A 14,112-nucleotide genomic window follows, 5' to 3' on the forward strand; every position below is an offset into this window, starting at 1 on the left:
AATATTGCTTAGCCTTAAAAAAGCAAAAGCTATGCCAAAATTTTTGAATCGAAGAGAAAAATTAAGCGTAAATGTCAAGCAATCCTGAACTAGTGCTAGGAGTAGTAGTTGGAGCAGGGTTTGCATTTACGCCTTCAAGTACTTGCATTACTGCATTTTCATTGGCTTCTATGGTTTTTTTCATCATAGTAGTTGCAATGTTAAGCATTAAACTTGCTTGGTTGTTAGTAACTTCGCCCATAACATACTCCTTTTGTTTGGATTAGTAGTATTATCGGCAAAGTTTGGTTAATATTAAGCTATATTATAAATTTTTGATAAGTAGTGATTGTGAGTGTTTTCTTTTGCTTCAAGCATATCGATATAGTTTTTAAACTCATCCATATCTTTAAAAAGATTTTTCATGGTAGTGTTAATTTCGCTAGAAAAATTTTGAAGATTGCTTTGTGTTTTTAAATATCTTTCTATTTGATAAATTCTAGCGATTTCTCTTTCATACTCATCTTGAGTTATTCTTTTTGCACTAAATTCTGCATTTAGTATTTTTTTATCATTGATAATAAATGATTTTTTTTGATTGTTGATTTTAAATTCAACGATAAATTCTTCTTTTGAATTAATAATTTTTAAGTATTTTAATTTAGCTTTATTTTCTAATAAAAGATAGCTTATACACTCTAAAAACATATGTGTAAAAATTTCTCTTTCAAAGATATTTTGACAAATATCGGTGTATTTTAAACCCAAGCTTTGTTGATGATCTAAAAAAGCTATATTTGACATGATCCATCCTTTTTTCATGACTTTTTATCATGAAAAAGCAAAAATCATTCCAATTATTGTGTATCAATCATTTTTAGCATATTGATAGTATCTTCAAATTCAAAACTTTCTTCAGGATTTTGACTAAGAAATTGTTGCATAAAGTCTTTTTTAGCGATAGCCTGATCAAGTTCTTTATCAGTGCCTTTTTGATAAGCACCAATTCTAAGTAAAACCTCATTTTCTTTAAGCAAAGAATTTAAACGTTTAAATTTTCTAGCAGCTAGTTTGTGTTCATCACTAATAATATCACCCATAACCCTTGAGGCTGAATTTTGTATATTTATAGGTGGATAAATTCCAAAGTCAGTAAGTTCGCGACTAAGCACTATATGCCCATCAAGTATTGATCTGCTTTGATCAGCTATTGGATCACTCATATCATCTCCATCAACCAACACGGTAAAAAATGCTGTTATAGTGCCTTTACCTTCTTCTTTTCCTGCGCGCTCCATAAGCTGAGGTAAAAGACTTAAAACGCTTGGCGGATAGCCTTTTGTCGTAGGTGGTTCACCTAGAGCTAGGCCTATTTCTCTTTGAGCCATAGCAAAACGCGTTACACTATCCATGATAAATAACACATCTTTGCCTTGTTCTTTAAAATACTCTGCCACACTCATAGCGCAAAATGCTCCGTATTTTCTCATCAGCGCACTATCATCACTTGTTGCAACGATGATGACAGTATCATCAAGTTTACCACCAAGATTTTTTTGTATAAATTCAGGAATTTCTCTACCGCGCTCACCGATTAAAGCTATGACTTTAATCGGAGCTTTGGAATTTTTTACTATCATGCCCATAAGGGTTGATTTACCAACCCCACTTCCTGCAAAAATCCCAAGCTTTTGTCCTACCCCACAAGTTAAAAGCGCATCTATTGTTTTAACTCCTACTGGAAAGACTTCCTCTATCAAACCTCGTTTCATTGCATCAATAGGTGCACGCATAATAGGCATAAATTTACTTGCCTCAATAGGTCCTTTACCATCTTTTGGTCGCATAAAAGGATCAACTACTCTTCCTAAAAGTTCATCACTAACACCTATTTGCATACCCGCATCATTAATAAAAGCACGATCGCCTATTTTAAAACCTTCCACAAAACCAAAAGGACTCAAATAGCTTAAATTCTCATCTACTTCTACCACCATAGCCATAGCTTCTTTGCTCTCATCTTCACTAGAAACTATTTTAATAATATCACCTATGCTAGTTTTTAAACCATTTATTTCTATACTAGTACTTGAAATTTTAGTAATTTGTCCAAAAACACTAGCAAGATTTTGTGAAGCAATTTTGCTACGAAGTTTTTCTAAACCCATTAAAACCTAACCTGTTTTGCTGAGTTAATTAAGGTAAAAAATTCTTTTCTTGTTTTTTCACTTTTTAAAAAACTACCTCTTAATGCTGAAGTGCTAGTAGTAGAATTTGCCTTTTGTACCCCACGCATTTCAACACACATATGTCTTGCTTCAATAACCACCCCAACGCCTTTTGCACCTACATGTTCCATTAGTGCTTCTGCGATTTGCTCTGTGAGTTGTTCTTGAATTTGTAAGCGTCTTGCAAAAACTTCTACAAGGCGTGGAATTTTACTAAGTCCTACGACTTTTTTATCTGGTATATACGCAACATGCACGCGCCCAAAAAAAGGCAAAAGATGATGTTCACAAAGACTATAAAATTCTATATCTCTTACTAAAACCATTTCATTGTTTGAGCTTTCAAATAAGGCATCATTTAGTATTTGTTTTGGATCTTGTTTATAACCGCTATTTAAAAATTCAAAAGCCTTAAAAACTCTAGTAGGAGTTTTTAAAAGTCCTTCTCTTTGTGGATTTTCCCCAATAATCTCTAACATATTTTTTACTGATTGTTCAAATTTTTCTTGCATTTTTTCTCCATCAAAAATTAAAATTTTAACATATTTTTATTTTTATATAAAGTGATAAGGAAAATTTTGGTATATTATCAAAAAATTTTATTTAAAAAGGGAAAATATTATGGAAGTTACAGCAAAACTAATTGATTTTGCAAATGCAAATGCTACTGTGAAAATTGCTCAAGGAGCTATTAAAGCAGAAGTTGAAAAATTAGCTAAAAAAGCATCTAAAACTATGAAAATGGATGGTTTTAGAGCAGGAAAAGTTCCTGTTGCTGCTATACTTAAAAGATATGAAAAAGAGCTTACAAGAGATGCGGAGCAAGATCTTTTAAGAAATGCTGTAGATGGTGCTTTAAAAGAAGTTAAAAAAGAGGCTAAAGATTTAGTAGGTGAGCCATATTTTGAAAAATTTGATAGAAAAGATGGCGCTATTGAGGCTCAAATGGTATTATCTTTTAGACCAGAAGTAAAATTAGATGGATATGAAGAACTAATTCCAACTTATAATACACCAAAAGTAACTCAAAAAGAAATTGATGCAAAAAAAGAAGAATTATTAAAAAGATTTGCTACTCCTGAAGCGATTAAAGAAGCAAGAGCTTTAAAAGAAGGCGATTTTGCTAAATTTGATTTTGAAGGTTTTGTTGATGGTAAAGCATTTGATGGTGGAAAAGCTCAAAATTATGTTTTAGAAATTGGTTCAAAACAATTCATACCAGGATTTGAAGAAGGTATGATTGGTTTAAAAGCAGGTGAGGAAAAAGATATTAATGTAACTTTTCCAAAAGAATATGGCGCAGCGCATTTAGCAGGAAAAGATGCGGTATTTAAAGTAAAAATTCACGAAATTCAAGAACTTAAATTACCTGAGTTAAATGAAGAGCTTTTAAAAAGCTTGTTACCTGAAGAAAAAGAACCAAGTGTTGAAAAATTAGATGCAAAATTAAAAGAACAACTAAAAAATGAAAAAATCTTTAAACTTATCAACGATGAGCTTAAAAATCAATTTGCAGAAGCTTTGGTAGCTAAGTTTGACTTTGTTTTACCAAGAAATATAGTAGAGCAAGAAACAGATATGCAATTTAGAAGCTCTTTGAGAACTTTAAGCGAAGAAGAATTAAAAGAATTTAAAGATGAGGCTAAATATAAAGAAAAAAGAGAAAGTTTTAAAGAAGATGCACAAAAAAGCGTAAAATTAACTTTCATTATAGACGAGCTAGCAAAACTTAGAAATGTTACAGTAAGCGATCAAGAATTAATCCAAGCGATTTATTTTGAAGCTTATAGATATGGTTTTAACCCGCAAGAACATTTAGATAATTACAAAAAACAAGGTGCATTGCCTGCTATTAAAATGTCTTTAATCGAAGAAAAACTTTTTGCTGATATTTTCAAAAAAAATGACAAAAAGAAAACTGAAAAAGAAAGTGAAAAATAATGAGCTCATACATACCTTATGTGGTTGAAAAAACAAGCAGGGGCGAAAGAAGTTATGATATTTATTCAAGACTTTTAAAAGATAGAATTATCATGCTAAGTGGCGAGATCAATGATGATCTTGCTGCTTCTATTGTAGCTCAGCTTTTGTTTTTAGAGGCTGAAGATCCTCAAAAAGATATTTATCTTTATATTAACTCACCAGGTGGGGTTGTAACCAGTGGATTTAGTATTTATGATACGATGAATTATATTAAAGCTGATGTAAGTACTATTTGTATTGGTCAAGCTGCTTCAATGGGTGCATTTTTGCTTAGTTGTGGTGCTCCAGGGAAAAGATTTGCTCTGCCAAATTCAAGAATTATGATCCATCAACCATTAGGTGGAGCAAGAGGGCAAGCAACTGATATAGAAATTCAAGCAAAAGAAATTCTAAGATTAAAAGCGATTTTAAATGATATTTTGGCTAAAAACACCAAACAAAAACTCTCTAAAATAGAAAAAGACACTGATAGAGACTTTTTTATGAGTGCTGTAGAAGCTAAGGAATATGGCTTAATCGATAAGGTTTTGGAAAAAAGTTTTAAATAAGGAAAAGCATAGCAATGTTAGATGATGATTTATTTGCTGATTTAAATTTAAGTAGCGATCCAACTCCAGCCAAAGAAGCTCCAAAAATTCAAAAAATTAGTGGAGGTGAATTTGAAAAATTTGCAAAGTCTATTTTGACTGAGCTTGTAAAAGATAATGTACCTCCAACACCAACTAATTATGGAGTTTATTTTCAAAAAATGCTTGAAGAACGTCCGGTAGCTTTTAAGAAAAAAGTTAGCGAGATTATGGAATTTGAGCAAAACGATGATGGTATCAAACGTGCAAATATAGAACAAGAAATCAAAAAAAGTTTTAGTTCTACTTCGGCATTATTGCAATACATTGCTATGATTTATAGACATCTTGAAACAGTTAAAGATATGTTAAGAAGACGTAATTCAGAACTTGCTATTAGTACAGGAAATTTAGCTGTTTCTAATGTAATTCACGCTCTTGAAGCAGATCTTTCAAGATTTTCTAGTATTTTAGATAAATATTCAGATGAGATTAAAGAAAGTTTTGATGAGGTTAGACAAACTTATAAACATATAGAAGAGCAAAGTGATTTTGACTCTAAATTTGGAGTTTATAATAAAAAATATTTTTTAGAAAATTTAGAAAAAAGCATTGAAAGTAATGCAAAATATAATTATCATACTTCCTTAATATTTTTTAGAGTAAAAGAAGAAATTCTTGAGCAAACTTATACTCAAAAAGAAAAAAATGCTTTTTTAAAAGGTGTGTGTAGAATTTTTAGTAAAAATGTCTCTTCAAGCGATATAGTAGCCCACTGTGGAAACAATATTTTTGCTATGATGATTTCTCATACAAATTTAGAAAAAGCACAAGAAATATGTAATAAAATTTTAGAATCTTTAGAAAATTCAAATTTTTTCCTAGCAGATAAAGAAATAGATGTAGATGTTGAAGTGGCTATAAGTGCTGTTAATCAAGATAGCAAGGGTGAAGAATTAATAGAAAAATGTATTGAAGCTTTAAAAGATTCAGGAAAAAATTTAGAACCCTTTATAATAGTGGAAAAAGAAAAATGATAAGAAAGATAATTACCTATCCTAATCCAAGATTATTTTTAGAGTCAAAAAAAGTAGAAAATTTTGATAAAGATTTACATATACTTTTAGATGATATGTATGAAACAATGATAGCTAATAAGGGTGTAGGTTTGGCTGCTATTCAAGTTGATGTGCCAATTAGAGCTTTGCTTGTAGATATTGGTGATGAAGAAGGTGAGCAAAAAGAAGATAAACAAACTCTTTTAGAAATTATTAATCCTATTATAACACCTTTAGATGATGAAAAAATTTCTTGTAACGAGGGTTGTTTAAGCATACCAGGTTTTTATGAAGATGTGATGCGTTATAAAAATATACAACTTGATTATCAAGATAGATTTGGCAAGCCACAAAGTTTGCAAGCACATGATTTTTTAGCAGTGGCTATTCAACATGAAGTTGATCATCTTGATGGGCATTTATTTATAGAAAAACTTTCTTTTTTAAAACGTCAAAAATTTGATAAAGACTTTAAGAAAAAATCCAAAAAGACCAAATGAAAAAACTAAAATGTGCAAGTTTTTCTACAGAGCTTGATATTATCGATGTAGAATCAACTTTCACAAGAGGTTTGCCAGGTTTTAGTATAGTGGGTCTTGCAAATTCTACCATCAAAGAAAGCACAGAAAGAGTTAAGGCAACTTTATTAAGTCAAAATTTCAATTTCCCAGCTCAAAAAATCACTATTAACTTAAGTCCTTCAGATATCCCTAAAAATGGCTCTCATTTTGATTTGGCTATTGCGATTTTGATTTTATTTCAAAAAGAAAATTTAGATGACTTTTTTGTTTTTGGAGAACTTGGTTTAGATGGAAGTATAAAAAGCACTGCTAGTTTATTTTCTATCTTACTTTTTTTAAGTGCAAAAGTACAAAATGTCAAAGTGGTAGTACCAAAAGCTATAGCACAAAAAGCTTCGATGATACCTAACTTAACAATCTATGCTTTGGAAAATTTAGCTCAAGCTATGGATTTTTTTAAAGAAAAAAATTATGAGAATTATCACATAAATAATGCCCATCCTTTATTTGAAAATGCCATAGAAATTAATAATCAAAAATATATAAAAAATTCTATTTACCCTTGTGATTTTAAAGAAGTTAAGGGTCAAGAAAATGCTAAATTTGCTTGTATAATAGCAGCTTTGGGTATGCATAATATTTTATTTGAAGGTAGTCCAGGTAGTGGTAAAAGTATGTGTGCTAAAAGACTTCCTTTCATCATGCCACCACAAAGTTTGAAAGAAATTTTAGCTCAAAATGCCTATAAGTCATTAAATTCTTTAGACGATGATTTTAGTGCTAGTAGGGTTTTTAGAAGTCCTCATCATACAAGTACTAGGGCTAGTATTTTTGGTGGAGGAACCAAAAATGCCAAGATAGGAGAAATAGCACTTGCAAATGGAGGGGTTTTGTTTTTTGATGAGTTTCCTCATTTTTCAAAACAAATCATAGAAAGTTTAAGAGAGCCACTAGAGGATTTTAAAATTCTTATTTCAAGAGTTAATACCAAAGTGATTTATGAAACTAAATTTTTATTTGCTTGTGCGCAAAATCCTTGTCCTTGTGGAAATTTATTTTCTAAAAGTCTTGCATGTCGTTGCCAAGAGATAGAAATTAAAAAATACAAAAATAAAATTTCATCTCCTATTTTAGATAGGATCGATCTTTATGTAGCTATGGATGAAATTTCGCATGAAGATAAAACAAGTTTAAGCTCTGAACAGATGAGTGAAATGGTTTTTAAAGGATTTTTATTTCAAAAGCAAAGAAAACAAGAAGAATTTAATGCCAAATTAAATGATGAACAGTTGAAGCAATTTTGTATTTTAGATTCTACTGCGAATGAAATTTTGCAAAAGGCTATAAATTCATATAATCTCTCTCAAAGAGGGGTAAATAAAACCATAAAAGTAGCAAGAACCATTGCAGATTTAGAGCAAAGTGAGTTGATCTTAAAAACTCATATTTTAAAAGCATTAAGTTTTAGAATGAGAACTACATAGGAGAAAAAATGGATAACAAAAGTGTGGCGATCTTTATTGATGCAGAAAATATTCCTTCAAAATATGCAAAATCTATTTTTGATATCGCTTCTGATTATGGAGAAATTGTTATAAAACGAATTTATGGAGATTGGACACAAAAAAATATACAAAATTGGAAAGAACAAATCGCACAATATTCTATCATCGCTATGCAACAATTTAATTTTATAGCTAATAAAAACTCAAGTGATATGTACTTAATCACTGAGATTATGAGTTTTTTTTATGAAAAAGATATTGATATTTTTGTCATTGTTTCAAGCGATAGCGATTATACTAGTTTAATCCAAAGACTTAAAGAAGGCAAAAAGCAAGTTATAGGTATGGGTTTAAAACAAGCTGTAAAATCTTATGTGAATTCTTTTAGTGAATTTTTTTATTTAGATCAAGATGAATCTAAAGAAAAAATATTAAGCACTAAAGAATATATCAAAGATTTAATCAATATCACAGAAGCTTTAATAGAAGAAAAAGGCCGTGCTGAATATGCTCAAATTCGCACCAATATGAATAGAAAACACGCAAATTTTATCCCTCAAAATTTTGGTTTTAAAAATTTTAGAGCTTTAGTAAAAGAGTTTTTACCACAAATGAAACAATTTAAAGAAGGTAATGAAAAAAATATTTATTTTCTTATTGAAAAAACAAAGGCTTAAAAATGGAAAATATCTTGATAGCCTTTTTAGTTGTTGTAATTTTGGCTTTTATATGGTACGTGTTTAAAAGTCAAAAAGAAAAAGCAAAATTAGAGTTTTTAAACCAAAACAATATAGCTTTGCAAAATCAACTTGCTAATTTAGAGTTTGAAAAAACTACACTCATAGAAAAAAATTCCAAACTTTTAGATGAAAAAATATTATATTTGTCTAAAAATGAGGCTTTAGAAGCAAAATTAGCTCAAAAAGAACAAACCCAGCAAGAACTTTTAAATATACATTTAAAAGAGCGTGCGAATTTAAAAGAAGAATATACCCAAACTTTAATAAAACTAGAAGAAAAATACAAGCAAAGCTTAGTAGAATTAAAACAAGAATTAGAACAAAATTTACAAAAACAAAATGCTAGTATTTTAAACCAAAACAAACTTATGCTTAATGAGGATACAAAAAAAATCTTAGAAGAAATTTTCTTGCCTGTGAAAAAAAGCGTTAAAGAATACAATGAAAGACTAAATTCAAATGAAGTTAGTCTTAAAACTCATATTGATAATATGTTTAAATTTAGCCAAAATATGACAGAAAATGCAGATAAGTTAGCTAAAATTTTAAAGGGCGATAAAAAAATTCGTGGTAATTTTGCAGAATTGCAACTAAAATCAGTTTTAGAAAATAGTGGTTTGGTAGAGGGCGTGCAGTATAAATTGCAAGAGAGATTTCAAGATGAGGGTAAAACCTATATTCCTGATGCGGTAGTATTTTTAGATAAACAAAAAAGTATAATCATAGATGCAAAATTTTCTTTACCAAGTGATTTTGCTTTTGAAGATATTAGTCAAAATACCTGCCTTGATCTAGCTTATAATCTAAAATCAAGAATTGATGAGTTAGCCAAAAAGCCTTATATGCAGTATGATAAACACACTTATGAGTTTGTTTTGCTTTTTATACCTTATCAAAATATCTTAGATTTGATTTTAAATGTAGATCTTGAAATTTATCAATACGCTTACAAAAAAAAGGTTTATTTAACCACACCAAACACTCTTTTTATGGCACTAAATACGATAAATATTTCATGGAAAAATATACAAAGTAATGAAAATATCCTAAAAGCTTTTGATGAGCTTGGCAAATTTCATGATAAATTTGCAGGTGTTTTAGATGATTTTGAAAAAATCAAAGAAAACATCAAAAGACTAAACACAAATGTAGATAATATGCAAACAAAGCTTACTCATGGAAGTGGAAATATTGCTTCAAGAGTGATAAAGCTTAAAGAGCTAGGCGCTAAAACCCAAAAGCTTATAAAATGTGAGATGAGCGATGAAAGTAGTATTTAAAGATAATATTTCTTATGAAAAAGAGCTTGTTGAAAAAGGTTTGGATGAGTTTTTAATGATGGAAAATGCAGGCATAGAGCTTGCAAATTTGATTAAGAAAAAAAGTCAAAACATAAAAAATGCTAAAATTTTATTTTTGCTTGGTACTGGTGGAAATGGAGCTGATGGACTTGTGGCCATTAGACACTTAAAAAAAGCTTTTGCTTATACTGTACCATATAAAAAAAGTACAGTGTTTACCAAGCAAGAGCAAATTTTAAAAAATATAGGTTTTAATTTCTTAAAAAAAGAACCTAAATTTAAAGATTTTGACATTATAGTTGATTGTGTTTTTGGAAGTGGTTTAAATAAAGCTTTAGATGAAAATTTGCAAAGAATTTTTAAAAAAATTGCTAAAAGTAAGGCTTTAAAAATAGCTTGTGATATTCCTAGCGGGCTTGGACAAGAGCTATATTTTAAGGCTGATTATACTCTTTGCATGGGGGTAATTAAAGAAATTTTATTAGAAGATTTTGCAAAAGAATTTGTAGGTAAAATTAAAATTGCGAATTTGGGTTTAAAACCTTATATGCAAAATACTTCAAGCTTTTTACTAGAAAAAAAAGATTTAAAACTCGTTACAAAAAAGGCTAACTCAAATAAAGGTGATTTTGGCCATGTTTATATTTTTGCCAATAAAAGCGCGGGTACTCTAGCTGGACTTGGTGCTTTAGAGTTTGGAGCGGGGCTTGTATCTTTAGTGGCCAAAGAAAGCTTTTCGCCTTTGATTATGCTAAAAGATGATATTGAAGGCAAAATAAATGCAGCTGCTATAGGTATGGGACTTGATGATTTAAGTATTTTAAAAGATGAAAGATTAAAAAATATTCCTTTAGTCTTAGATGCAAATTGCTTCCAAAGTGAAAATTTGTTTTCATATCTTGATAGAGAAGATGTTGTTTTAACTCCTCATCCTAAAGAGTTTTCTATGCTTTTAAAACTTTGTTTTAATGAGGATGTAAGTGTAGAAGAAATTCAAAACAAACGCTTTTTTTATGCAAGAAAATTTAGTTCTAAATTCCAATGTGCTTTGGTGTTAAAAGGGGCTAATCCTATCATCGTTCAAAAAGAAAAACTTTTTGTAGTAAATTGTGGCAATGAAGCTTTGGCAAAAGGTGGAAGCGGGGATGTGCTAAGTGGCATGATAGCAGCTTTACTTGGAGCTAAATTTAATGCTTTAGAAGCTGCTAAAAATGCAGTATTAGCTCATGCTTTAGTAGCTAAAAATTATAAGAAAAATAAAATTAGTTTTGATGCTTTAAAATTAATAAAGGGGTTAAAATGCTTATAAAATTAGCAGTTTTATTTAGTGGTAATGGAAGTAATTTGGAAAATATTTTAAAAAAATTACATAAAAAAACTTTTGGCAAAAATACCTTTGAAGTGGTTTTGTGTGTATGCAATAAAAAAGAAGCTTATGGCATACAAAGAGCTTTAAAATATGGTCTTGATACTAAAATCATAGAACATGAAAAATTTACTTCAAGAGAAGAATTTGATGCAGAATTAGTAAAAATTATAAAAGAAAGTCAAGTAGATTTGACTATCCTAGCAGGATTTATGCGAATTTTAAGTCCTGTTTTCACTCAAAATATAAAAGCTATTAATCTTCATCCTTCTTTGCTTCCTTTATTTAAAGGTGCTCATGCTATCAAAGAAAGCTATGAAAGTGATATGAAAGTAGCAGGCATTAGCGTGCATTGGGTTAATGAAGAGCTTGATGGTGGTAAAATCATTGCGCAAAAGGCATTTGAAAAAGCCAAACTAAGCTTTGAAGAGTTTGAAGATAAAATTCACCAGCTCGAACATATACTTTTACCTGAAACCATTGTAAAAATTTTTGAAAATGATTAATTTTTCATCATTATAATTACGCTTTTTTGTTTAAGGAAAGTAAATGTTTGAATGGATTTTTAGTGTAGATGCTTGGGTGGTATTACTTACTCTTACAGCTTTGGAGATTGTACTAGGGATTGATAATATCATTTTTCTAGCGATTTTAGTTTCTAAATTACCACCAGAACATAGAGATAAAGGTAGAATTTTAGGTCTTGCTTTTGCGATGATTACTAGAATTTTATTGTTATTGTCTTTGTTTTGGGTAATGAAACTTGTCACACCTTTATTTAGTGTGTTGGGTAATGAAATTTCGGGTAGAGATTTGGTGCTTTTGCTTGGAGGTTTGTTTTTAATAGTTAAGTCTATTAAGGAAATTAAAGAAAGTATAATGCACCAAGAGGAAAGTCAAAGCAATATAAAAATTAGCAATAAACTTTGGGTTGTAGTAGCTGAAATAGCCGTGATAGACATAGTATTTTCTCTTGATAGTGTTATTACTGCTGTGGGCATTGCTCAAGATATAGAGATTATGATTATTGCTGTTATTGTTGCAGTTTTAGTTATGCTTTTTGCTTCTAAACCAATTGCAGATTTTGTGGAAAAATATCCAAGTATTAAAATCTTAGCTTTGGCATTTTTAGTAATGATAGGCTTTGTTTTAGTATGTGAAAGTTTTGATATCCATATAGATAAAGCATATATTTATACAGCTATGGCTTTTTCTTTGATAGTAGAAATTTTAAACATCATTTCGCAAAAAAAACAAACAAATAATTCTTAAAATATTTAGCATTTTTTATGCTAAATATTTTTTTATCTTGACTTTTAATATTTTTTTATGTAGAATAACGCTTTATTTTTGTACATCGGGGTGTAGCGCAGTCTGGTTAGCGCACTTGGTTTGGGACCAAGGGGCCGAAGGTTCGAATCCTTTCACCCCGACCATTTTTATAAATGGTGAGTGTAGCTCAGTCGGTTAGAGCATCAGATTGTGGTCCTGAGGGTCGTGGGTTCGATTCCCATCACTCACCCCATCAGCGCTCGTAGCTCAACTGGATAGAGCGACAGACTTCGGATCTGTAGGTTATGGGTTCGATTCCTATCGGGCGCACCATAAGCCTATTGTTACTTTTATTTTTATGCGCTCATAGCTCAGCTGGATAGAGCAACGGCCTTCTAAGCCGTAGGTCAGAGGTTCGAATCCTCTTGAGCGTACCACTTTTGCGGATGTGGTGAAATTGGCAGACACGCCAGACTTAGGATCTGGTGCAGCAATGCGTGAAGGTTCAAGTCCTTTCATCCGCACCACTATTTTAAAATTCTTTTAAGCATTTAAAGTTTTACAATTCATCTTAATCGTATTTATAACAATAAGTTAAATTTATAATATTATAAAATAGGAAGATGTCATGATAAATACATATCAAGTTAAAATTATCGAAAATTTTTGCAAGGATAAATTTAAAGAAGATACAAGAACAAAAGATTTTTTTCATACCTTTTTGGCTCAAAATTTAGAAATTTACACCAATATAGAAGACCAAAAGTATGCCAAAGATACAATATTAATATATAAAATTTTTGATATATGTATTATATGTATAAAAGATGGAGTCTCGGTAAGTCAAGAGTATTGTCAATTTAAAAAAGGTGTGATAGATCATATAGTTGTATATACCGATGAAAATATGAATGATGGTAAAATATCGCAACTATTAAGAGGTAGTTCTACATTAAAAATAGATAAATCAAATTGTTATGATAATCCAGATATTAAAGTTGTGTTTTCAGAAAAAGGCTTTTTATTTCAGGCTAGATTTAATAATTGTGAAAGTAAATTTAACGATACAATGACTATGTTTGCGCTTTCTTTGGCTTATCGTGAGAAAATGGAGTATTATTTGAATTTAACTTCAAGTATTATAGATGAAGAAAATTATCATGATGTTATTGATATTAAAAAAGATTTTTATGTTTTTAATCTAAAGTATTTTTTTAGCAATCCAGTGCACTATAACTACCAACAAAAACATGCAATATGGAAAATTATATTTCAATATTACGATATTTTAGAACAACATCAAGAGCTTAAAATCCAGATAGAAAATCTTGTTGATATTTTGCATATTGAACAAAATCAAGAGGAAGATAAAAAGGAAAAAATAAAAGAGAATAAAAGAAAAAAAATCGAAATGATTTTTTTAATTATCGGTGGTTTTGTTACTTTAGCTTCGTTGGTCAGTGCATACAAAGACGCTATGGAATTATTTGGTTAAAATCATATATTATTTTGGCAAAACAAGCGTTTTAACTTTATAGTTAAATATGTTTAATGGAAAATTAAAAGCCTTACTAAAATTTTGGAGTTTTTTAC

Annotated in this window: 15 protein-coding genes and 5 tRNA genes; 16 read left to right on the forward strand and 4 right to left on the reverse strand. The window is 29.9% G+C overall.

All coding sequences use genetic code 11. From position 1 onward, the window contains the following. Nucleotides 1–61: 61 nt before the first annotated feature. The 4 genes from L8U41_RS06850 to folE are packed head-to-tail and all read right to left on the reverse strand — an operon-like array spanning nucleotide 62 to nucleotide 2,719. Entirely contained in the window at nucleotides 62–241 is a 180-nt protein-coding gene (locus tag L8U41_RS06850) for a putative motility protein (RefSeq protein WP_039619394.1), read from the reverse strand. Nucleotides 242–294: 53 nt separating this feature from the next. Further along, nucleotides 295–783 carry a hypothetical protein gene (locus tag L8U41_RS06855; RefSeq protein ID WP_263664075.1) on the reverse strand — a complete coding sequence of 163 codons (489 nt, stop codon included), beginning with the start codon at nucleotides 781–783 and terminating at the stop codon, nucleotides 295–297. A 53-nt stretch (nucleotides 784–836) separates the two neighbouring features. Then, on the reverse strand, nucleotides 837–2,147 hold the full coding sequence (gene fliI, locus L8U41_RS06860) for a flagellar protein export ATPase FliI (RefSeq protein ID WP_039668920.1): 1,311 nt from the start codon (nucleotides 2,145–2,147) through the stop codon (nucleotides 837–839). After that, nucleotides 2,147–2,719, reverse strand: a complete 573-nt coding sequence (folE, locus tag L8U41_RS06865) for a GTP cyclohydrolase I FolE (RefSeq protein ID WP_012662169.1) — start codon at nucleotides 2,717–2,719, stop codon at nucleotides 2,147–2,149. The genes fliI and folE overlap by 1 nt, the downstream gene beginning before the upstream one ends. Before the next feature lie 109 nt (nucleotides 2,720–2,828). On the opposite strand from folE, the gene tig reads away from it, so the two are divergent. From tig to L8U41_RS06945, 16 genes are all read left to right on the forward strand, one after another. After that, on the forward strand, nucleotides 2,829–4,148 hold the full coding sequence (gene tig, locus L8U41_RS06870) for a trigger factor (protein WP_039619387.1): 1,320 nt from the start codon (nucleotides 2,829–2,831) through the stop codon (nucleotides 4,146–4,148). Continuing rightward, entirely contained in the window at nucleotides 4,148–4,738 is a 591-nt protein-coding gene (gene clpP / locus L8U41_RS06875) for an ATP-dependent Clp endopeptidase proteolytic subunit ClpP (RefSeq protein ID WP_087699173.1), read from the forward strand. Before tig ends, clpP begins: the two co-directional genes overlap by 1 nt. 14 nt (nucleotides 4,739–4,752) lie before the next feature. Then, nucleotides 4,753–5,793, forward strand: coding sequence for a GGDEF domain-containing protein (locus L8U41_RS06880; protein ID WP_263664077.1), 1,041 nt, complete (start codon nucleotides 4,753–4,755; stop codon nucleotides 5,791–5,793). After that, on the forward strand, nucleotides 5,790–6,314 hold the full coding sequence (gene def / locus L8U41_RS06885) for a peptide deformylase (protein WP_257904743.1): 525 nt from the start codon (nucleotides 5,790–5,792) through the stop codon (nucleotides 6,312–6,314). The genes L8U41_RS06880 and def overlap by 4 nt, the downstream gene beginning before the upstream one ends. Next, complete coding sequence (locus L8U41_RS06890; protein ID WP_263728150.1) at nucleotides 6,311–7,819, forward strand: YifB family Mg chelatase-like AAA ATPase; 1,509 nt, start codon at nucleotides 6,311–6,313, stop codon at nucleotides 7,817–7,819. The genes def and L8U41_RS06890 overlap by 4 nt, the downstream gene beginning before the upstream one ends. Nucleotides 7,820–7,827: 8 nt before the next feature. After that, nucleotides 7,828–8,517, forward strand: a complete 690-nt coding sequence (locus tag L8U41_RS06895; RefSeq protein ID WP_039619378.1) for an NYN domain-containing protein — start codon at nucleotides 7,828–7,830, stop codon at nucleotides 8,515–8,517. A 2-nt stretch (nucleotides 8,518–8,519) separates the two neighbouring features. Then, complete coding sequence (gene rmuC, locus L8U41_RS06900) at nucleotides 8,520–9,860, forward strand: DNA recombination protein RmuC (protein ID WP_263725295.1); 1,341 nt, start codon at nucleotides 8,520–8,522, stop codon at nucleotides 9,858–9,860. Then, nucleotides 9,844–11,190, forward strand: a complete 1,347-nt coding sequence (locus L8U41_RS06905) for an NAD(P)H-hydrate dehydratase (RefSeq protein ID WP_263728151.1) — start codon at nucleotides 9,844–9,846, stop codon at nucleotides 11,188–11,190. Before rmuC ends, L8U41_RS06905 begins: the two co-directional genes overlap by 17 nt. Then, the gene (gene purN / locus L8U41_RS06910) at nucleotides 11,181–11,753 is read left to right on the forward strand and encodes a phosphoribosylglycinamide formyltransferase (protein WP_263728152.1); all 573 of its coding nucleotides are present in this window, start codon (nucleotides 11,181–11,183) and stop codon (nucleotides 11,751–11,753) included. Before L8U41_RS06905 ends, purN begins: the two co-directional genes overlap by 10 nt. Before the next feature lie 43 nt (nucleotides 11,754–11,796). Continuing rightward, nucleotides 11,797–12,519, forward strand: coding sequence for a TerC family protein (locus tag L8U41_RS06915; protein ID WP_074692914.1), 723 nt, complete (start codon nucleotides 11,797–11,799; stop codon nucleotides 12,517–12,519). An 86-nt stretch (nucleotides 12,520–12,605) separates the two neighbouring features. Beyond that, nucleotides 12,606–12,683 (forward strand) — tRNA-Pro (locus L8U41_RS06920). Nucleotides 12,684–12,695: 12 nt separating this feature from the next. Further along, nucleotides 12,696–12,772 (forward strand) — tRNA-His (locus L8U41_RS06925). A 3-nt stretch (nucleotides 12,773–12,775) separates the two neighbouring features. Continuing rightward, nucleotides 12,776–12,852 (forward strand) — tRNA-Arg (locus L8U41_RS06930). Nucleotides 12,853–12,879: 27 nt separating this feature from the next. Next, nucleotides 12,880–12,956: transfer RNA gene (locus tag L8U41_RS06935), tRNA-Arg, on the forward strand. A gap of 5 nt (nucleotides 12,957–12,961) precedes the next feature. Next, a tRNA-Leu gene (locus L8U41_RS06940) sits at nucleotides 12,962–13,046 on the forward strand. 101 nt (nucleotides 13,047–13,147) lie between these two features. Beyond that, nucleotides 13,148–14,014, forward strand: coding sequence for a hypothetical protein (locus L8U41_RS06945; protein WP_263728153.1), 867 nt, complete (start codon nucleotides 13,148–13,150; stop codon nucleotides 14,012–14,014). Nucleotides 14,015–14,112 lie beyond the last annotated feature (98 nt).

Origin of the sequence: Campylobacter sp. RKI_CA19_01116, from assembly GCF_025771405.1 — a bacterium.
Lineage (GTDB): Bacteria > Campylobacterota > Campylobacteria > Campylobacterales > Campylobacteraceae > Campylobacter_D.